A 20,259-nucleotide genomic window follows, 5' to 3' on the forward strand; every position below is an offset into this window, starting at 1 on the left:
ACCCGGGCAGCTCACCGGGTGTGATATCGGACGGCCGGTTGCCGGTGAGCGGCGACACAGCGTCACGATGGGGGGGTGACAGCAACCATCACGACGCCGACCGTGCCCGAGCCGGGGATGTTCCCGGTGCTGATCGAGCACGAGGCCCGCTACGCCGACCTCGACCCGAGCCGCCGGATCGGCCGCGACGCCCTGGTGCGCTGGTTCGAGGACGCCCGCGTCGCCGTCGAGCGCGACACCTTCGGCGCCGACCTGGTCGCCCGCCTGCAGTCCCGCGTGCGGCTGCTGCTCGCCGCCATCCGGGTGGACGTGCTGGCCCCGCTGCGGGTCACCGGGTCCTACCGGATCGGCGTCGGCGTCAGCCATGTCGGTACCACGTCGTTCTCCTACCGATACGCGGTCTTCGCCGGCGACGAGTGCGTCGCCACCGGCGAGTCGACCTCGGTGCACACCGACGGCGACGCCCCGACCCCGCTGACCGACGAGGTCCGCGGCGCGCTGACCACCCTGCGCATCGAGGCCCCCGCCCCGGTCCGTCCCGAGCGCGGCGACGCCCGCACCGTCCGCGAGAACTACCCGTTCCGCTGGGACGTCCGCACCCGCTTCACCGACCTGGACACCAACCGCCACGTGAACAACGTCGCGCTGGCCTCCTGGTACCTCGACGGCCTCGCCGAGCTGCACTCCGACGTGCTGGGCTACCCCGAGGGCGGCCCGCTCGACGGGCTCTCCCCGTCGACGCTGTCGGTCCAGTACCTCGCCGAGGTGCACTACCCGGGCATCTACCAGATGCGCGTCGCGGTCACCGAGATCGGCGAAGACACCGTCCGCTACGTCTGCGGCCTGTTCCACGACCGCGAGCTCATCGGCCTGGCCGAGGCCGAGGGCTTCCACCACGCCCCGGGTGAGGACGGCGACCCGGTCCTCCTCGCGGAGAAGCTCGCCCCGTTCCGCTTCCGGGACTGACCCCGCCACGATCCACCGAGATGCGGCTCAGCGGGAGTTATAGATCTCCACACCCCGCTGAGCTGCATCTCGGCGACGGAGGGCCCGATTCAGAGGACCGCGCGGACGGCGGTCTCGAAGCCGACGACGTGGTCGCGGCTGACAGCCTCGGCGCGGTCGGCGTCGCCGTCGGCGATCGCGGTCAGCAGCGCCGCGTGCTCGTGCACGTGGCGGCCGACCTGGTCCATGCGGTCCAGGAACAGGCAGTGGATCCGTGTGGCCAGGTGGTAGTAGCGGGTGAGCGTGTCCTCCAGGTACGGGTTCCCGGCGGCCCGGTACACCGACCGGTGGACCGTCACGTCCCACCGCATGAGCTCGATCCGGCCCATCCGCGGCGCCTCCAGCGACGCCACCCGCCCGGCCAGCTCACGAAGCTCGTCGCGCCGCCACCGCGGGGCGACGACGGCGGCCCGCCGCGCGACGGTCGGTTCCAGCACGGTCCGGACCTCGCACACGTCGCGCAGGTCGGAGATGTCGACGGCGGTCGCGAACGTCCCCCGTCGCGGGTAGGACACGACCAGGCGCTCGGTCTCCAGCCGCTTGAGCGCCTCGCGCACCGGGGTGCGGCCCAGGCCGAGCCGGGTCGACAGCGCCTCGTCGTCGATCGGGGCCAGCGGCGGGATCTCCAGCATGATCAGCCGGTCCCGGATGGCCACGTAGGCCCGGTCGGCCAGCGACCGCGGGCTGTCGAAGTCCACGAACACGTCCTCGGTGGTCGTCATGCGGGCTGTCCCTCGGGAACGGCCCGGCGGTCCAGCCGCGACGCGACCGCGCCGGGCAGCCGGAACGACCCGGTCACCACGACGGGTTCACCCCCGGCGGTCGTCAGGGCGTGGTCGACGGCGTCGGCCGGGTCCGCGACGGCGACGGCCGGCACCCCGGCCGCCCCCGCGGCCGCGGCGATCCCGGACGGGCTCCAGTCGGGTGCGGCGCCGTTGCGGCGCCCGGTGGCCGGGCGCGACAGCAGGAACCGCTCCAGCTCGTCCTGTTCGGAGAACACGGCTCAGCACTCGACGATGTTCAGCGCGAGACCACCGCGGGCGGTCTCCTTGTACTTGTCCTGCATGTCCGCGCCCGTCTCCCGCATCGTCGTGATGGCCGTGTCCAGCGAGACGTGGTGCATCCCGTCGCCGTGCGCCGACATCCGCGCCGCGGTGATGGCCTTGATCGAGGCGACCGCGTTGCGCTCGATGCACGGGATCTGCACGAGCCCGCCGACCGGGTCGCAGGTCAGCCCGAGATTGTGCTCGATGCCGATCTCGGCGGCGTTCTCGACCTGCTCCGGGGTGGCGCCCATGATCTCGGCGAGCCCGGCGGCCGCCATCGCGCAGGCCGACCCGACCTCGCCCTGGCAGCCGACCTCGGCGCCGGAGATCGAGGCGTTCTCCTTGAACAGCACCCCGACCGCGCCCGCGGTGAGCAGGAACCGGACGACGGAGTCGTCGTCGAAGCCGGGCAGGAAGCGCTCGGCGTAGTGCAGCACGGCCGGGACGATCCCGGCGGCGCCGTTGGTGGGGGCGGTGACGACGCGCCCGCCGGCCGCGTTCTCCTCGTTGACGGCGAGGGCGTAGAGCGTCACCCACTCCATCGCGTGCAGCGCGTCCGGCTCGCCGGTCGCGGCCTCCAGCCGCTCGCGCAGCGCCATCGCCCGGCGCCGGACCTTCAGCCCGCCGGGCAGCGTGCCGCCGGTGCGGGCGCCGCGCTCGACGCACTCCTGCATCACCGACCAGATGTGGAGCAGCTCGCTGCGTACCACGTCCTCGGTGCGCCGGGACAGCTCGTTGGCCAGCATGATGTCGGAGATCGACAGCCCGTGGGTGCGGGTGAGTCCGAGGAGCTCGTCGCCGGTGGTGAAGGGGTGGGCGACCGGGGTCGCGTCCTCCACCAGGACGGGGCGGCCCGCCTCGTCGGAGTCGAGCACGAAGCCGCCGCCCACCGAGTAGTACTCGCGCTTGTCCAGGACGGCGCCGCCGTCGTCGAAGGCCTGCAGCAGCATGCCGTTGGAGTGGAAGTCGAGCCGGCGGTTGCGGTGCAGGACCACGTCGTCGTCGGGGGCGAAGGTGATCTCGTGGGTCCCGCCGAGGCGGATCCGGCCCCCGGCGCGGACGTCGGCGACCATCGGGTCGGCGCCGACCGGGTCGACGAGGTGCGGCTCGTGCCCGGCGAGCCCGAGTACGACGGCCTTCACACTGCCGTGGCCGTGCCCGGTCGCGCCGAGGGAGCCGAACAGCTCGACCCGCACCGACGCGGTACGCGGCAGCTCGCCCGAGTCGGCGAGCCGCGCGACGAACCGGGCCGCGGCCCGCATCGGGCCCACGGTGTGCGAGCTCGAGGGTCCGATCCCGACCGTGAACATGTCGAACACGGAGGTGCTCACGGTCGCTCCGATCCACGCCGGCCTCTGGTCATGGCGACGATGTTAGACTGATATATCAATCGTGCCAAGAGAGTGCCACGGTCGATCCGCGGCGGGGTCAGCGTGTGTGGTCGTAGGGCTGCTCGAGCGGCACGCCCTCGGGCGACAGCGGCGGCGGGGGCAGGTCCGCGCTGGAGGTCAGTGGTGCCGCCCCGGCCAGCGGGCGGCCCGCGGTCTCGGGCAGGAACACCACGCCGACCACGCCGACCAGGCCCGCGGCGACGAGGAAGTACCCCGGCCAGTCGAGGTTGCCGGTGGCGGTCACGGCGGTCTCGATCAGCGTCGGCGCGGTGCCCGCGAACAGCGACACCGACAGGTTGAACACCACGCCCAGGCCGCCGTAGCGGACCATCGTCGGGAACTGCGCGGGGAGTGTCGACGGCAGCACCGCGGCGAAGCCGACCAGCACCGTGGCCATCAGCAGCAGGCCCACGAACTGGCCGATCATGCCGTCGCGCATCAGCCGGACCGCGGGCAGCCCCACGGCCACCAGCGTCAGGCTCGTGACCATCAGGACCGGCTTGCGGCCGACCCGGTCGCTGAGCCTGCCCACCGCGGTGATCACGCACAGCATGACCAGCATGACCGCGACGAGCATGGCGCCGGTGGCGGCCCCGGACGCGCCGTGCTGCCCGTGCCGGGGGAGTGTCCCGGTCAGGTAGGTGGGCATGTAGTTGGTCAGCACGTAGTTGGTGACGTTCCAGGCGACCACCAGCGCCGCGGCGACCAGGGCCGGTGTCCGGTAGCGGCGGACCAGGATCTGCATCGCCCGCCGGTAGGGCATCGTCGCGAGCGCGGGGGAGCGCTCCATGAGCTGCCGGAACGCCGGGGTGTCCTCCAGCCGCATCCGCAGGTAGATGCCGGCCACCCCGAGGGGGAGGGCGAGCAGGAACGGGATCCGCCAGCCCCAGGCGAGCAGGTCCTGTTCGGGCAGCACCGCGACGAGCACGCCGCAGACGCCCGCGCCGAGGGTGTAGCCGGTGATCGTGCCGAACTCCAGCCAGCTGCCGAAGAACCCGCGACGGCGGTCGGGCGCGTACTCCGAGACCAGGGTCAGCGCGCCGGTGTACTCCCCGCCCGCGGAGAAGCCCTGCAGCATCCGGATGAGCAGGACCAGCAGCGGCGCGGCGATCCCGGCCGTCTCGTAGGAGGGCACGAAGCCCAGCGCGAGCGTCGCGGCGGTCATCAGCAGGACCGTGAACGCGAGCACCCGGGTGCGGCCGATCCGGTCCCCGAGCGGTCCGAACACGAACCCGCCGAGCGGCCGGACGACGAACGCGGCCGCGAACGTGGCGAGGGTCAGCACCAGCGACCACTCGCCGGCCTCCGGGAAGAAGACCCGGTTGAGCACCACCGCGGAGAGGAAGGAGAAGAGGCCGAAGTCGTACCACTCGGCGACGTTGCCGACCGAGGCCGCCGCAGCCGCCCGTCGGACCGTGCGCTCCTCCTCGACCGCGACCGCGACCGCGACCGGGCCGCGGCGTCGGGGCCTGCGCGGTCCGTCGGACATGCGGGTCTCCTCGGGTCGATCGGCCGCGCCGCGGCAGCCACGCCGACGTGGCGATGCAGTGTCGCCACACCACCATCCTCGCGACCATGGTGTCACGTATCCACGAGTGATATATCTTTCGTCGACGGGTGGCCCGGAATGTGCTGGTGCCGGTTCCGGGGGTGTTCCGGTCACCGGGGACAGCTGCTCGCATTTCCACGTCGTGACGCCGGGGCCCTGTCCGGGCCGGCCGAGAAATCGCTCGTTGACGGCTGCGACCTGCGGCCTCACCATACGGTTGCGCATGGCATGGCGAGTTTCGCTATAGGCAACAGTGGAGGAAGCATGATCTTCGTGGGCGAGCTGTCCGACCTCCCCGTCGGGGAGTCCGTTCGTGTCCAGGGGACGGTGCCCATCGCCGTCTTCAACGTCGACGGCGATCTCTACGCCATCGACGACACGTGCACCCACCAGGACGCCTCGCTGTCCGACGGATGGCTCGAGGACTGCGCGGTGGAGTGCCCGCTGCACGCGGCCTGCTTCGACCTGCGGACCGGGATGCCGAGCGGCCCGCCCGCGAAGACCCCCGTCCGCACACACCAGGTGGTGATCGCCGACGGTGTGGTCCACGTCGTCGAGTCGGTCCCCGCCTCCGGTGCCGCGACCGGCGTCCGCCCGGGCGTACAGGCCGGCACCTGATGCGTGACGTCACGGTCGTCGGCGCCTCGCTCGCCGGCCTCGCCACGGCGCGAGCCCTGCGCGCCCAGGGCTTCACCGGGACGATCACGGTCGTCGGCGACGAGAAGCACGTCCCCTACGACCGCCCTCCGCTGTCCAAGGAGTTCCTCGCCGGGATCTCCGACGAGGACGCCATCGCCCTGACCGAGGACGACGACGCCGCGCTCGACGTGGTCTGGCGCCTCGGCCGCACCGCACTCGCCCTCGACGGCCCGACCCGGACCGTCACTCTCGACGACGGCTCGACTCTCGCGGCGGACGCCGTCGTGCTCGCCACGGGCGCCCGCGCCCGGAACCTGCCGGGTGAGCTGCCCGGCGGGGTGCACACCCTGCGCACCCTCGACGACGCCCGCGCCCTGCGCGCCGACCTCGTCCCGGGCCGGCGGCTGGTGGTGATCGGCGCCGGGTTCGTCGGGGCCGAGGTCGCCTCGACCGCCCACGGCCTCGGTCTGGACGTCACGATCGTCGAGGCCGCCCCGGTGCCGTTGCAGCGGGCCCTCGGGCCCGAGATGGGCACCGCCTGCGGCCGCCTGCACACCGCCGCCGGGGTGCCGCTGCACCTCGGCACGGGCGTGGCCCGGCTCGTCGGATCGCCCCGGGTCACCGGGGTCGAGCTCACCGACGGCCGCGCGCTGCCCGCCGACGTGGTCGTGGTCGGGATCGGTGCGATCCCGAACGTCGAGTGGCTCGACGGCTCCGGTCTGGAGCTCGACGACGGTGTCGTCACCGACGCCGCGGGCCGCACGACCCTGCCCGGGATCGTCGCGGTGGGGGACTGTGCCAGCACCCACCGCGCCTACACCGGCTCCCGGCTGCGCCTGGAGCACTGGACCAACGCGCTGCAGCAGCCGGCCGTCGCGGCCGCGGCGCTGCTCGGGACCGAGCACTCGCTGCCGGCCCACCACGCGGTGCCCTACTTCTGGTCCGACCAGTACGGGCACACCATCCAGTTCGCCGGGCACCGGGCCGCGGACGGCTCGGTCCGGATCGACGACGGGGACCTCGAGGTCGACGGCGGGTTCCTCGCCGTGTTCCTCGACGCCGCGGGGGAGGCCGTCGGCGTGCTCGGCGTCGACCGTCCCCGGCCCTTCGGGCGGATGCGCCGGGAGCTGGCGAAACGGCTCGCCTGACCCGGCACGTCACCTGTGGCGCAGGTCCTCACGAGGACCTGCGCCGCAGGCGTGTCCGGACCCGTTCGCGCGCACCGCGATCAGCCTCTTGACCTGCCGAGAGTGCCGTGCGAGGCTAACCGCAGACAGTTGATATATCAGTCTGCTGGAGAAGATATCTGGAGGTGCCCATGACGACGTTCGCCGTGGATCGGGGTCCGTCGAACGGTGCGACGGGGGTCCTCGACGGGACGCTCGCCGAGACCGACCCGGAGGTGCACGCGGCCGTCGCCGCCGAGCTGGGTCGCCAGCGCGGCACCCTGGAGATGATCGCCAGCGAGAACTTCGCCCCGCTGGCCGTCATGCAAGCGCAGGGCTCGGTGCTCACCAACAAGTACGCCGAGGGCTACCCCGGCCGCCGCTACTACGGCGGCTGCGAGCACGTCGACGTCATCGAGCAGCTCGCCATCGACCGCGTGACGGCGCTGTTCGGCGCCGACTACGCGAACGTCCAGCCGCACTCCGGCGCCCAGGCCAACGCGGCCGCCATGGCCGCGCTGCTCGACCCGGGCGACACGATCATGGGCCTCGACCTGGCCCACGGCGGGCACCTCACCCACGGCATGCGGCTCAACTTCTCCGGGCGGCTCTACGACGTCGCGGCCTACCACGTCCGCGCCGAGGACCACCGCGTCGACATGGCCGAGGTGGAGCGCCTGGCCCGGGAACGCCGGCCGAAGCTGATCATCGCCGGCTGGTCGGCCTACCCGCGGCAGCTCGACTTCGCCGGGTTCCGGCGGATCGCCGACACGGTGGGCGCCCACCTGATGGTCGACATGGCGCACTTCGCGGGGCTCGTCGCGGCCGGGCTGCACCCGTCGCCGGTGCCGTACGCCGACATCGTCACCAGCACCACCCACAAGACCCTCGGCGGCCCGCGCGGCGGCATCATCCTGGGCCGCGCCGAGCTCGCCAAGAAGCTCAACTCGCAGGTCTTCCCCGGCCAGCAGGGCGGCCCCCTGGAGCACGTGATCGCGGCCAAGGCCGTCGCGTTCAAGCTCGCCGGTGAGCCCGCGTTCGCCGAGCGGCAGCAGCGCACCCTGTCCGGCGCCCGGATCATCGCCGAGCGGCTGGCGACCGAGCCCGGCGTCGGCGTGGTCTCCGGCGGCACCGACGTCCACCTGGTCCTGGTCGACCTGCGCGACTCCGAGCTCGACGGGAAGCAGGCCGAGGACCGGCTGCACCGGGTCGGCATCACCGTCAACCGCAACGCCGTCCCGTTCGACCCGCGCCCGCCGATGGTGAGCTCCGGGGTCCGGATCGGGGCCCCCGCGCTGGCCGCCCGCGGCTTCGATGCCGAGGACTTCACCGAGGTCGCCGACATCATCGCCCGCGCCCTGCGCCCCGGCGCGGGCGACGCCGAGCTCGACGAGCTCGCCGCCCGCGTCGCCGTCCTCGCCGACCGCCACCCCCTCTACCCGGAGCTGACGGCATGAGCACCGAGAAGACCGGCACCGGGAACACGCCTCCCGGGGCGCACCTGCCCGAGCACCCCGACGTCCTGTGGCGCAACCCCGAGCCGAAGCGCTCCTACGACGTGGTCATCGTCGGCGGCGGAGGGCACGGTCTGGCCACCGCCCACTACCTGGTCAAGAACCACGGGATCACCAACGTGGCGGTGCTGGAGAAGGGGTGGCTCGCCGGCGGCAACATGGCCCGCAACACCACGCTGATCCGCTCCAACTACCTCCTGGACGAGTCGGCCTTCGTCTACGAGCACGCCCTGAAGCTGTGGGAGGGGCTGGAGGAGGACCTCGGCTACCCGATCCTGTTCTCCCAGCGCGGCGTGCTGAACCTCGCCCACACCGAGCAGGACGTGCGCGACTCGGTCCGCCGGGTCGAGGCGAACCGGCTCAACGGGATCGACGCCGAGTACCTCGGCCCCGACGACGTCGCGAAGATGTGCCCGATCGTCAACGTCTCGCACGACATCCGCTACCCGGTGCTCGGCGCGACCTACCAGCCCCGGGCCGGCATCGCCAAGCACGACTACGTCGCCTGGGGTTTCGCCCGTCGCGCCGACTCCGCCGGGGTCGACCTCATCCAGGACTGCGAGGTGCTGGACTTCGTCACCGAGGGCTCGGTCGAGGACGGGAACGCCCGGGTCACCGGGATCCGCACCAGCCGCGGCGACATCGCGTGCGGGCAGGTCGCGCTCTGCGCGGCCGGGCACACCTCGACCCTGCTCGACCGGCTCGGCGTGGACACCCCGCTGCAGTCGCACCCACTGCAGGCGCTGGTGTCCGAGCTGCTCGAGCCGGTGCATCCGACGATCGTCATGTCGAACGCGGTGCACGTCTACGTCTCCCAGGCGCACAAGGGCGAGCTCGTGATGGGCGCCGGCGTCGACTCCTACAACGGCTACGGGCAGCGCGGCGCCTTCCACATCATCGAGCGGCAGATGGCCGCCGCCGTCGAGCTGTTCCCGGTGTTCGCGCGGGCGCACCTGTTACGCAGCTGGGCGGGCATCGTCGACGTCACCCCGGACGCATCGCCGATCGTGGGCCGCACGCCGTACTCCAACGTGCTGGTCAACTCCGGGTGGGGGACCGGCGGCTTCAAGGTGACGCCCGGTCTGGGCTGGTGCCTGGCCCACACGATCGCCACCGGCGAGCTGCACCCGCACATCGCCCCGTTCTCCCTCGACCGGTTCGTCACCGGCGCGCTCGTGGACGAGCACGGCGCCGCCGGCGTCGCCCACTGACCCCAGGAGCCACCACCGTGCAACTCATCGACTGCCCCTGGTGCGGCCCCCGCGAGGAGGTCGAGTTCCACTACGGCGGCCAGGCCCACGTCGAGTACCCGGCCGCGCCGGCCGAGCTCGACGACGAGCAGTGGGCGCACTACGTGTTCTTCCGGGACAACCCGAAAGGCCCGTTCGCCGAGCGCTGGAACCACTCCGCCGGCTGCCGCCGCTGGTTCAACGCCGTCCGTGACACCCACACCTACCGGTTCCTCGCCGTCTACCCGATGGGCGGGGCCCGGCCGCAGATCCCGGGGTCCCGCGCATGACCCGCGTCGACGGTCACGGACGCATCGACCGGACCCGCACCCTGAACTTCGTCTTCGACGGCACCACCTACACCGGCCACCCGGGCGACACGCTGGCCTCCGCGCTGCTCGCGAACGGGGTCACCGTGCTGGGCGGCTCGGTCAAGCTCGGCCGCCCGCGCGGTATCGGCGGGGCCTGGACCGAGGACCCGGTCGGCCTGGTGCAGATCGAGGAGCCGTTCCCCGAGCCGATGCTGCAGGCCGCCACCGTCGAGCTGTACGACGGACTGGTCGCCCGCGGCCTGAACGGTCAGGGCCGGCTGGCGACGGTGCCCGACACCGCGCGGTACGACCGTCGCCACGCCCACTGCGACACCCTGGTGATCGGCGCCGGCCCGGCCGGGCTGCTCGCCGCACGCACCGCGGCCCGCCGCGGCGACCGCGTGGTGCTCGTCGACGACCGTCCGGAGGCCGGTGGCGCGCTCGTCCCGACCGACCGGATCGACGGGCGCGCCGCGCACCGCTGGGTCGCCGACGTCGTCGCCGAGCTCGCGGAGAACCCCGAGGTGCGCCAGCTGCAGCGCACCACCGCCTTCGGCCACTACGACGACGGGTTCGCCCTGGCCCTGGAGCGGCGCACCGACCACCTCGGCGCGGCCGCCCCCACCCACCGGTCCCGCCAGCGGGTGCACCGGATCCGGGCCGGGCGGGTCGTCGTCGCGGCCGGCGCGATCGAGCGCCCCGTGGTGTTCGCCGACAACGACCGGCCGGGTGTCATGCTCGCGTCCGCGGCGCGGGAGTACCTGCACCGCTACGGCGTGCTCGCCGGACGCGAGGTCGTCGTGTTCACCACCGACGACGCCGCCTACCTCGCCGCCGCCGACCTGGCCGGGGCCGGGGCGCGCGTCACCCTCGTCGACGCCCGCGCCACGCCGCCCACCGAGCGCGCGCGGGAGTGCACCGAGGCCGGGGTGACCGTGACGGCCGGCGCCACCGTCGTCGGCTCCGACGGCGACGCCGCGGGCCGGGTGTCCGCCGCGCACGTCGCGACCGGCGACGGCACCGAGGTGCTGGCGTGCGACCTGCTGCTGGTCTCCGGTGGCTGGACGCCCACCGCGCACCTGTTCAGCCACGTGCGCGGACAGCTCGTCTTCGACGCCGGCCTGGGAGCCTTCCGGCCGGGCGCCGACATCGCGGGCACCGAGGTGATCGGCGCCGCGAACGGTATCCTCGACCTGGCGGGCTGCCTGGCCGAGGGCGCGGGCGGCGACGCCCCGAGCTGCGCCCCGGAGCCCGTGCGCACCCCCGGCCTGGTGCTGTGGCGCACCGCGGGCGACTCCGCGCGCCAGTTCGTCGACGTCCAGCGGGACGCGACCGTCGCCGACATCGAGCGGGCCGTCGGCGCCGGGCTCCGCTCGGTGGAGCACGTGAAGCGCTACACCACCATCGGCACCGCCCACGACCAGGGCAAGACCTCCGGCACCATCGCCTCCGGGATCACCTCGGAGCTGCTGGGCCGCCCGGCGGGCGACCTCGGGACCACCACGTTCCGCCCGCCCTACACCCCGGTGTCGTTCGCCGCGCTCGCCGGCCGCGAGCGTGGGGACCTGTTCGACCCGGTCCGCACCACCGCGGTGCACCCGTGGCACGTCGCACACGGCGCGGTGTTCGAGGACGTCGGCCAGTGGAAGCGGCCCCGCCACTTCCCGCGGGCCGGTGAGGACATGGATGCCGCGGTGCTGCGCGAGTGCACCGCGGCCCGCCGCGACGTCGCGATCATGGACGGCTCCACGCTCGGCAAGATCGACGTCCAGGGCCCGGACGCGGACACGTTCCTCGACCTCGTCTACACGAACCTGATGAGCAGCCTGAAGGTCGGCCGCGTCCGCTACGGCGTCATGTGCGGCAACGACGGCATGGTCACCGACGACGGCACCGTGCTCCGCATCGCCGAGGACCGGTTCCTGCTCACCACGACCACCGGCGGCGCCGCCTCGGTGCTCGGCCACCTGGAGGACTGGCGCCAGACCGAGGTCCCGCACCTGAAGGTGAACCTCACGTCGGTCACCGAGCACTGGGCGGTGTTCCCGGTCGTCGGGCCCCGCTCGCGCGACGTGATCTCCGCAGTGTTCCCCGGTGTCGACGCCTCCGCCGCGGCGTTCGAGTTCATGACCTGGCGCGACACCGAGCTCGACGGGGTGCCGGTCCGGCTGGCCCGGATCTCCTTCTCCGGCGAGCTGGCGTTCGAGGTCAACGTCGACTCCCGGTACGGCCTGGCCGTGTGGGAGCGGCTGGTCGCGGCCGGCGAGCCGTACGGCATCACCCCCTACGGCACCGAGACGATGCACGTGCTGCGCGCCGAGAAGGGCTACCCGATCATCGGGCAGGACACCGACGGCACCGTCTCCCCGCACGACCTGGGGATGAGCTGGGCGGTGTCGAAGAAGAAGGTCGACTTCGTCGGCAAGCGCTCCTTCGCCCGCGCCTCCAACACCGACCCGATGCGCAAGCACCTGGTCGGGCTGCTCCCCACCGACCGCGGCACCCGGCTGCCCGAGGGGGCGCAGATCGTGGAGTTCTCGCCCGACGGCACCCTGCCCCCGCCGCCGGTCCCGATGCTCGGCCACGTCACGTCCAGCTACCTGTCCGCGGAGCTGGAGCGGCCGTTCGCGCTGGCCCTGCTCGAGGGCGGGCGCGACCGCATCGGCGACGTCGTGCACGTCCCGCACCAGGGGGCGCTGGTCCCGGTCGAGATCACCGGACCCGTCCTCGTCGACCCGGAAGGAGCCCGCCGTGACGGCTGAGCTCGCCACCACGCACCCGCTCGACACCCACGCCACGGCACTGACCGGGCTCGCCCGGGACACCGACGGCGGCCTCTCGGTCGAGGTCCTGCCGACCGCGCAGTCGGTGACCCTGCGTCTCGACCCGGCGGGCCCGGCCCGCGCCGGTGTCGACGCCGCGCTCGGCACCGCGCTGCCGACAGGTGCGAACACCTGGGTCGCCGCCGGTGACGGCGAGGTCGTCTGGCTCGGACCCGACGAGTGGCTGGTCACCAGCCGCTCCGGGAACGCCGCGGTCTCCGAGGCGGCGCTGCGCGCGCTCGTCGCCGGGGAGGCAGGCGGCGCCGCCGTCGACACCTCCGCCCAGCGGGTCGTGCTGCGGATCGGTGGGCGCCTGGCCCGCGAGCTGCTGTCCTTCGGCTGCTCGCTGGACCTGCACCCGCGCTCGTTCCCGGCCGGGCGCAGCGCCCAGACGCTGCTCGGCGGGGCGGGGGTGCTCCTCCTGGCCCGTGACGCCGCCGCCGACGCCGACGGGGGAGCGGTCCTCGACGTGCACGTCCGCAGCTCGTTCGCCGGCCACCTCGCCGACTGGCTGCTCGACGCCGCCCAGGAGTTCCGCGACGACCCCGCCGCCGACCCCGCCGCGTCGCCGGCCCTCGCCGGCTGACCCGCCCGACGACCACGCAGAAGGAGACCACCATGACCCCCCGTGTCGTCATCATCGGAGCCGGGATCGTCGGGGCGAACCTGGCCGACGAGCTCACCACCCGCGGCTGGACCGACGTCACCGTCCTGGACCAGGGGCCGCTGCCGCTGACCGGCGGTTCCACCTCGCACGCCCCCGGCCTGGTCTTCCAGACCACCGGGTCGAAGACCATGACCGCGTTCGCGACCTACACCGTCGAGAAGCTGAAGAGCCTGGACGTCGACGGCGGCTGGTGCTTCAACCAGGTCGGCGGCCTGGAGGTCGCGACCACCCCGGAGCGGCTCGCCGACCTGCACCGCAAGCGGGGCTGGGCGGTCTCCCGCGGGGTCCCGGCGTCGGTCGTGGACGCCGCCGAGTGCGCGCGGCTGCACCCGCTGCTCGACGCCGACCAGGTCCTCGGCGGCCTGCACACCCCCACCGACGGCCTGGCCAAGGCGGCCCGCGCGGTCGTCGCGCTGGCCCGGCGTGCCGAGTCCCGCGGTGCGGTCTTCCGCGGCTCGGTGCGCGTCACCGGCATCGCGCAGTCCGGCGGCCGGGTCACCGGCGTCGAGACCGCCGACGGCGAGACCGTCCCCGCCGACATCGTCGTGTCCTGCGCCGGGTTCTGGGGCCGCGAGCTCGGAAAGCTCGTCGGGATGCGGGTGCCGCTGCTGCCCCTGGCCCACCAGTACGCCCGCACCACCCAGGTCGAGCAGCTCGTCGGCCGCAACGACGAGCTGATCGAGGCGCGGCTGCCGATCCTGCGCCACCAGGACGCCGACCTCTACTACCGCGAGCACAACGACTGCATCGGCATCGGCTCCTACGCCCACCGCCCGATGCCGGTGTCGATCTCCGACCTGCCCGAGGTCGGCGACGGCGAGGTAGGCGAGCGCACCCAGCCCTCGATGCTGCCCTTCACCTCCGACGACTTCGCGCTGCAGTGGGAGCAGAGCACGCAGCTGCTGCCCGGTCTGCAGCGTTCCACGATCGAGCACGGCTTCAACGGGGTCTTCTCCTTCACCCCCGACGGCGGCCCGCTGATCGGCGAGTCCGCCGACGTCGCCGGCTTCTGGATCGCCGAGGCCGTGTGGGTCACCCACTCCTCCGGCGTCGCCCGCTCGGTCGCGCAGCTGCTCGTCGAGGGCCGCAGCGAGCTCGACCTGCACGGCTGCGACGTGCACCGCTTCGACGAGGTCGAGACCACCGACGCCTACGTCGACGAGACCTCGCAGCAGAACTTCATCGAGATCTACGACGTGCTGCACCCGCTGCAGCCGAAGCTGTCCCCGCGCGACCTGCGGACCAGCCCGTTCGTGGACCGCCAGCGCGAGCTCGGGGCGTTCTTCCTGGAGTCCCACGCCTGGGAACGTCCGCACTGGTACGAGGCCAACGCGGTGCTGGCGAAGGACCTGCCCGCCGAGTGGCGTGCCCCGTCCCGCGACGCGTGGTCGGCGATGTTCCACTCGCCGGTCGTCGCGGTCGAGGCGTGGCGGACCCGCACCGCGGTCGCGATGTACGACATGACCCCGCTGAAGCGCCTGGAGGTGTCCGGGCCGGGTGCGTGCGCGTTCCTGGAGGGCCTGACCACCGGCACGATGGACAAGTCCGTCGGCGCCGTCACCTACACCCTCATGCTCGACGAGGCCGGCGGCGTCCGCAGCGACCTCACCGTCGCCCGGCTGGGCGAGCAGCTGTTCCAGGTCGGCGCGAACTCCCACCTCGACCTCGACCATCTGCGGCGTGCGCTGCCCGACGACCACTCGGTGGTCGTCCGCGACATCACCGGCGGTACCTGCTGCATCGGCGTCTGGGGCCCGCTGGCCCGCGACCTGGTGCAGCCGCTGTCGGGCGACGACTTCTCCCACGAGGGGCTGAAGTACTTCCGCGCGAAGTCCGCGCACATCGCCGGCATCCCGGTGACGGCGATGCGGCTGTCCTACGTCGGCGAGCTCGGCTGGGAGATCTACACCAGCGCCGAGTACGGCCGGAAGCTGTGGGACGTGCTGTACGAGGCCGGGCGCCCGCTCGGCGTCGTCGCGGCCGGGCGCGCGGCGTTCAACAGCCTGCGGCTGGAGAAGGGCTACCGCTCCTGGGGCGCGGACATGTCCACCGAGCACAACCCGTACGAGGCCGGTCTCGGCTTCGCGGTCCGCCCGCACACCAAGGGCGACTTCGTGGGCCGCGCAGCCGTCGAGAAGATCGACCCCGACGCCGTCACCCGCAGGCTGACCTGCCTCACGATCGACGACGGCCGCAGCGTCGTCCTCGGCCACGAGGCGGTGTTCGTCGACGGCGAGCCCGCCGGCTACGTCACCTCCGCGGCGTACGCCTACACCCTGGGGACCCCGGTCGCCTACGCCTGGCTGCCCGCAGGGCTGCCGGTCGGGGGAGGGGTCGAGATCCAGTACTTCGACCGGCGGATCCGCGCCTCGGTCGCGGCCGAGCCGCTGTTCGACCCGGAGATGAGCCGCATCCGGCGCTGACCCGCACGGCCCGGGGCCGGCCCCCCCGGGGCCCCGGGCCCCGACGTGCCACCCCCGTCGCACCGCCGCACGGAAGGACCCCATGCGTTCCGACACCCTCGACCGGTTCCTCTGGGACCTGGCCGCCCGCGTCCCCGCCCCGGGCGGCGGCGCGACGGCGGGCCAGCACCTCGCGCAGGCCGCCGCCCTGCTCGGCATGGTCGCCCGCCACACCGACGGCGAGCGAGACGCCGGGCACACCGACACCGTGCTCGACATCCGCAACCGGGCCGACGCGCTGCGCATCACCGGCCTCGGACTCGCCGAGGACGACGCCCGCGCGTTCGGCGCGGCCTACACGCTCCCGCGCGACACCGAGGAGGCGGGGCGGACCCGCACCGCGGCGATCGCCGCCGCACTGGTCGAGGCGGGACGGATCCCGGCGCAGGTCATCCGCGCCGCGGAGCAGGTGGGCGACCTCGCCGAGCGGCTGCGGCCGATCGGCAACCCCCACGTGATCAGCGACGGAGGAGCCGCGGCCGACGCCGCCCGGGCCGCGGCCGGCACCGCCCGGCTCGACGTCGAGATCAACCTGGCGGCCCCACCGACCCGCCGGCGCGCGACGAGCTGTCCGCGGCACTGACCGGCGTCGACGACCTGCTGCGCCGGGCCGACACGGTGACCGACGACGTACGGGAGCAGATCCGCCGATGACCCACCCGCCCCACGTCTGAGCGGGCGCGCGGAGGCTCAGACGACCTCGCGGACGGCCTTCTCGAACCCGATGACGTGCGCCCGGGCCCGGTCGGCGGCCTCGTCGGCCTGCTGCCCCGCGATGGCCCGCAGCAGGCCCGAGTGCTCGCCGACGTGCTGGTCGAAGTGCGTCATCCGGTCCAGGAACAGGCAGAAGATCCGGGTCGCCAGGTTGTCGTAGCGGATCAGGGTGTCCTCGAGGTGCGGGTTGGCCGCTGCGGAGTAGATCGTCCGGTGGACGTGCAGGTCCCAGCGCATCAGCTCGTCGCGGTCCAGGGTGCGCACGTCGATCCGGTCGATCGTGTCGGCCAGCTCGGCGAGGTCGGCCCGGATCGCGGGGCCGGAGTACTCGGCGGCACGGCGCGCGGCGAGCGGCTCGAGCTGCACACGGATCTCGGAGATGTAGGCGAGGTCGGTGATGTCCACGCCGGTCGCGAACGTCCCTCGGCGCGGATAGGAGACGACCAGCCGGTCGATCTCGAGCCGCTTGAGCGCCTCCCGGACGGGGGTGCGACCGACCTCGAGGGACTTCGCGAGGGCGACGTCGTCGATGGCCGTCATCGGCGGGATGTCGAGCATGATCAGCCGATCCCGGATCACCGTGTACGCCTTGTCGGCGAGGGACGTGTACTCCGGCTCGGCGTCGTCGGGAAGAGCGGTCACGGTCCCATATTAACGCGACGGACGTGCCTAACAGTCAGCGGACGTGCCCACACCTCTTGACCAAGACTGATATATCAATGCACTGTTTACGCCGTGCCGCGGTTTCCGCGGACCGCGTCCGACCGAGGAGAGGCCGCCGTGTCCCGTTCCTTCATCCTGACCCTGAGCTGCCCGAACCGCACCGGCATCGTGCGCGCGGTCAGCGCCTTCCTGTTCGAGCACGGCTGCGACATCGGCGAGTACCAGCAGTTCGACGACCCGCTGCGCGGCCGGCTCCACCTGCGCACCCGGGTCGGCGCGGAGCACGACGTGGACCTCGACGCGATCAGCCGGGACTTCGAGGCGGTCGCGGCCGAGTTCGGGATGACGTTCACCTTCCACGACGGCGCCCCCGCCCGGATCCTGGTCATGGTCTCCAAGCTGGGCCACTGCCTCAACGACCTGATCTTCCGGTGGCGGGCGGGCAGCCTGGGCGCCGACATCGTCGCGGTCGTGTCCAACCATCCCGACCTGCGCCCGATGGCCGAGGCCGCCGGCCTGCCGTTCGTGCACGTCCCGGTCACCGCCGAGACCAAGCCCGAGGCCGAGGCGCAGCTGCTGTCGCTGGTCGACGCCTACGACGCCGAGCTGGTCGTGCTGGCCCGCTACATGCAGGTGCTCTCCGACGAGACCTGCAAGGCCCTCGAGGGCCGGGCGATCAACATCCACCACTCCTTCCTGCCCGGCTTCACGGGTGCCCGTCCCTACCACCAGGCCTACGCGCGCGGTGTGAAGCAGGTCGGCGCCACGGCGCACTACGTGACCCCGGACCTGGACGAGGGCCCGATCATCGAGCAGGAGGTGATCCGGATCGACCACTCCTACGATCCGAAGGCCCTGCAGATGGTCGGCCGCGACGCCGAGGCGCTCGCCCTGTCCCGCGCGGTCCGCTGGCACTGCGAGCGCCGGGTGCTGCTGACCGGCGGCAGCACGGTCGTCTTCCGGTAGCGCCCGCTCCGCGAGCCCACGGCCCCGTCCCCGCACCGCGGGGGCGGGGCCGTTCCGCGCTCTCTCCGTCGTGCCTCGCCTGCCGCCGGCCGGCTCGGCGACGCCGCGCGTCTCGCGGCACCCGGTGCGTGGGGTGCCACGCGTTCTGGTGGGGTGCCACGGCGTCCGTGCGCTCCTGCCGGTGCCGGTGGCGGTGCCGGTGGCGGTGGCGGGAAGGGGAAGGGGGTGCACGACCGCCCCGCGCCGGCGGGCCGGGCGGGGCGGTCGTGATGGTGCGGGCCGGAGCGGGGGTCAGCCCACCCGGTCGCGCACCCAGTCGTGGAACTCGCCGATGTGGTGCTCGCTGGGCACGAGCACGCCGCCCTTCTCGTAGGAGCGCGAGTCCATCGCGACCTGACAGCGCTCGCAGGCGTCGAAGTCCTGGACGTTGACCCGGTGGAACAGCTCCACCGAGCGGTCGATGTCGGCGCCGGAGTCGACGACCTCGGGCAGGTAGAGCCAGTCGCAGACGACCAGGGTCCGCTCGGCGGTCAGCGGGAACATGCGATGGAACACCACGTGGTCGGGGACCAGGTTTATGAACACCGACGGCCGCACGGTGATGGCGTAGTAGCGGCGGTCCTGCTCCTGGGCGACGCCCGGGATGCGGGCGAGCCCCTCCGAGCCGTCGACGGTGAACCCCTTGATCTCCTCGCCGAACTCCGCGCCGTGCCCGACGAAGTACTGGGCGGCGAGGCCGTCGGCGAACTCGGGCAGCACCTCGGTGAGCTCGGGGTGGATCGTCGCGCAGTGGTAGCACTCCATGAAGTTCTCGACGATCTGCTTCCAGTTCGCCTTGACGTCGTAGGAGATGCGCCGGCCGAGCTTCAGGTTCTCGACGTCGTAGCCGACGATCGCGTCCGGCGAGCCGAGCCGGGTGGTGACGTCACCGATCACCGTCTCGGTGAACGAGGGCGGCACCTCGGCCAGGCTCAGCCAGACGTAGCCCAGCCACTCGCGGACGTGCACGGTGTGCAGGCCGTACTCGACCTTGTCGACGTCGGGCATCGAGCTGAGGTTCGGCGCCGCGACGAGCTTGCCGTCCAGGCCGTAGGTCCAGGCGTGGTACGGACACTGGAAGGAGCGCTTGACCTCGCCCTTGTCCTCCGTGCACAGCCGCGCGCCGCGGTGCCGGCAGACGTTGAGGTAGGCCCGCACGGAGTAGTCCCTGGCCCGCGTGACGATCACGCTCTCCCGTCCGATCCGGACGGTCTCGAACGCGCCGGGCTTGTCCAGGTCCGTGGCCAGCACCGCGCAGAACCACGTCGTGTGGAAGATGTTGTCCTGCTCGGCCCGGAAGATCGCGGGGTCGGTGTAGTAGTGGCCGGCGAGGGTCTCTCGCAGGCTGTCCGGGAGGCTCTGCCCCTCGGTGGCGGGGATGGACAACTCGCCGGTCGTCATGGCGGTACTCCTCGTGGGCGACGGTCGGGCGTGCGGCTGCGGGTCTGACGCGAGGTCGGGTGCCGTCGACGGGTGTGTGCCCGGCGGGCCGAGCGCGGGATCGGTGCGACGGCATCGGGTGTGACGGGGGCCGGTGCCGCGGGACCGGGGGCCCGCGTGACGGCCGGGCGCCGGAGGCGACCGGCGTGCGGTCACGGTGGAAACGTTGCGGCACAGCGGATCAACTCCTGCAGTGGGATTCCGACGCGATGACGACGGCGCCGATCGGGGCCGCGGAAACACACGAGAAATATAGGAAACTGTTGCGTAACAAGCAACGAGTCGCTCTATGCGCACCACGATGGGAGCGCGTCCCCCGGGTCGGTGTCAAGGGGCCGTGGCGGTGGTGTTCGTGCAGGCCCGGGGTGTGGACCGGTCGCCGCGGGTGGGGGCGACGGAACTGCTGACGGCACGGTGGCGACTCCGGTGTCGTCGGACTCCGGGCGGCTGATCAGGTCTTGATCACCGCTTCGGCCTCAGAGTATCGTGCACAGATATATTACTCGAGTATCTGATGGGGAGTAGGTGCTGCCGGGTGTCGATCCCGGCCGATCGCCGCACGTCCGCCGCCCCCCGGGGCCGGCCGGCGGGCCCCGTTCCCCGTCCACCCGTCGCGTCGACGATCCCGGCCGCGGG

General features: G+C 73.0%; 17 protein-coding genes. 11 read left to right on the forward strand and 6 right to left on the reverse strand.

Annotated elements, in window-relative coordinates; translation table 11 throughout:
* Positions 1-75 precede the first annotated feature (75 nt).
* Positions 76-966, forward strand: coding sequence for a thioesterase family protein (locus NH602_RS01790; RefSeq protein WP_139282851.1), 891 nt, complete (start codon positions 76-78; stop codon positions 964-966).
* Between the two features lie 89 nt (positions 967-1,055).
* Here the strand turns inward: NH602_RS01790 and NH602_RS01795 are convergent, their stop codons facing one another.
* The 4 genes from NH602_RS01795 to NH602_RS01810 form a co-directional block, all read right to left on the reverse strand.
* Complete coding sequence (locus tag NH602_RS01795; protein ID WP_179760905.1) at positions 1,056-1,727, reverse strand: GntR family transcriptional regulator; 672 nt, start codon at positions 1,725-1,727, stop codon at positions 1,056-1,058.
* Positions 1,724-2,005 (reverse strand): hypothetical protein, encoded by a 282-nt coding sequence (locus tag NH602_RS01800; protein WP_073576187.1) that lies wholly within the window; start codon positions 2,003-2,005, stop codon positions 1,724-1,726. The genes NH602_RS01795 and NH602_RS01800 overlap by 4 nt, the downstream gene beginning before the upstream one ends.
* 3 nt (positions 2,006-2,008) lie before the next feature.
* Positions 2,009-3,382, reverse strand: coding sequence for an L-serine ammonia-lyase (locus tag NH602_RS01805; RefSeq protein ID WP_253066817.1), 1,374 nt, complete (start codon positions 3,380-3,382; stop codon positions 2,009-2,011).
* Between the two features lie 97 nt (positions 3,383-3,479).
* Positions 3,480-4,931 (reverse strand): MFS transporter, encoded by a 1,452-nt coding sequence (locus NH602_RS01810; RefSeq protein WP_253066818.1) that lies wholly within the window; start codon positions 4,929-4,931, stop codon positions 3,480-3,482.
* Positions 4,932-5,255: 324 nt separating this feature from the next.
* Between NH602_RS01810 and NH602_RS01815 the strand changes: the two genes are divergently transcribed.
* From NH602_RS01815 to NH602_RS01855, 9 genes are all read left to right on the forward strand, one after another.
* The gene (locus tag NH602_RS01815) at positions 5,256-5,609 is read left to right on the forward strand and encodes a bifunctional 3-phenylpropionate/cinnamic acid dioxygenase ferredoxin subunit (protein WP_179760903.1); all 354 of its coding nucleotides are present in this window, start codon (positions 5,256-5,258) and stop codon (positions 5,607-5,609) included.
* Complete coding sequence (locus tag NH602_RS01820) at positions 5,609-6,778, forward strand: NAD(P)/FAD-dependent oxidoreductase (protein WP_253066819.1); 1,170 nt, start codon at positions 5,609-5,611, stop codon at positions 6,776-6,778. Before NH602_RS01815 ends, NH602_RS01820 begins: the two co-directional genes overlap by 1 nt.
* Before the next feature lie 170 nt (positions 6,779-6,948).
* A complete protein-coding gene (glyA, locus tag NH602_RS01825; RefSeq protein ID WP_253066820.1) occupies positions 6,949-8,253 on the forward strand; it encodes a serine hydroxymethyltransferase in 1,305 nt (434 codons plus the stop codon).
* Entirely contained in the window at positions 8,250-9,521 is a 1,272-nt protein-coding gene (locus NH602_RS01830) for a sarcosine oxidase subunit beta family protein (protein WP_253066821.1), read from the forward strand. The genes glyA and NH602_RS01830 overlap by 4 nt, the downstream gene beginning before the upstream one ends.
* A 17-nt stretch (positions 9,522-9,538) precedes the next feature.
* On the forward strand, positions 9,539-9,829 hold the full coding sequence (locus tag NH602_RS01835) for a sarcosine oxidase subunit delta (protein WP_253066822.1): 291 nt from the start codon (positions 9,539-9,541) through the stop codon (positions 9,827-9,829).
* On the forward strand, positions 9,826-12,612 hold the full coding sequence (locus NH602_RS01840; RefSeq protein WP_253066823.1) for a 2Fe-2S iron-sulfur cluster-binding protein: 2,787 nt from the start codon (positions 9,826-9,828) through the stop codon (positions 12,610-12,612). Before NH602_RS01835 ends, NH602_RS01840 begins: the two co-directional genes overlap by 4 nt.
* Entirely contained in the window at positions 12,602-13,258 is a 657-nt protein-coding gene (locus tag NH602_RS01845) for a sarcosine oxidase subunit gamma (RefSeq protein ID WP_100879823.1), read from the forward strand. Before NH602_RS01840 ends, NH602_RS01845 begins: the two co-directional genes overlap by 11 nt.
* A 32-nt stretch (positions 13,259-13,290) precedes the next feature.
* On the forward strand, positions 13,291-15,762 hold the full coding sequence (locus tag NH602_RS01850; protein WP_253066824.1) for an FAD-dependent oxidoreductase: 2,472 nt from the start codon (positions 13,291-13,293) through the stop codon (positions 15,760-15,762).
* A gap of 82 nt (positions 15,763-15,844) precedes the next feature.
* Positions 15,845-16,384, forward strand: a complete 540-nt coding sequence (locus tag NH602_RS01855) for a cyclodeaminase/cyclohydrolase family protein (RefSeq protein WP_253066825.1) — start codon at positions 15,845-15,847, stop codon at positions 16,382-16,384.
* Positions 16,385-16,491: 107 nt separating this feature from the next.
* Here the strand turns inward: NH602_RS01855 and NH602_RS01860 are convergent, their stop codons facing one another.
* Positions 16,492-17,157, reverse strand: coding sequence for a GntR family transcriptional regulator (locus NH602_RS01860; RefSeq protein ID WP_100879825.1), 666 nt, complete (start codon positions 17,155-17,157; stop codon positions 16,492-16,494).
* 138 nt (positions 17,158-17,295) lie between these two features.
* On the opposite strand from NH602_RS01860, the gene purU reads away from it, so the two are divergent.
* On the forward strand, positions 17,296-18,144 hold the full coding sequence (gene purU / locus NH602_RS01865; RefSeq protein WP_100879826.1) for a formyltetrahydrofolate deformylase: 849 nt from the start codon (positions 17,296-17,298) through the stop codon (positions 18,142-18,144).
* Between the two features lie 291 nt (positions 18,145-18,435).
* Here the strand turns inward: purU and NH602_RS01870 are convergent, their stop codons facing one another.
* A complete protein-coding gene (locus tag NH602_RS01870; RefSeq protein WP_100879827.1) occupies positions 18,436-19,584 on the reverse strand; it encodes an aromatic ring-hydroxylating dioxygenase subunit alpha in 1,149 nt (382 codons plus the stop codon).
* Positions 19,585-20,259: the final 675 nt, after the last annotated feature.

Origin of the sequence: Pseudonocardia sp. McavD-2-B (assembly GCF_024124365.1) — a bacterium.
GTDB lineage: Bacteria > Actinomycetota > Actinomycetes > Mycobacteriales > Pseudonocardiaceae > Pseudonocardia > Pseudonocardia alni.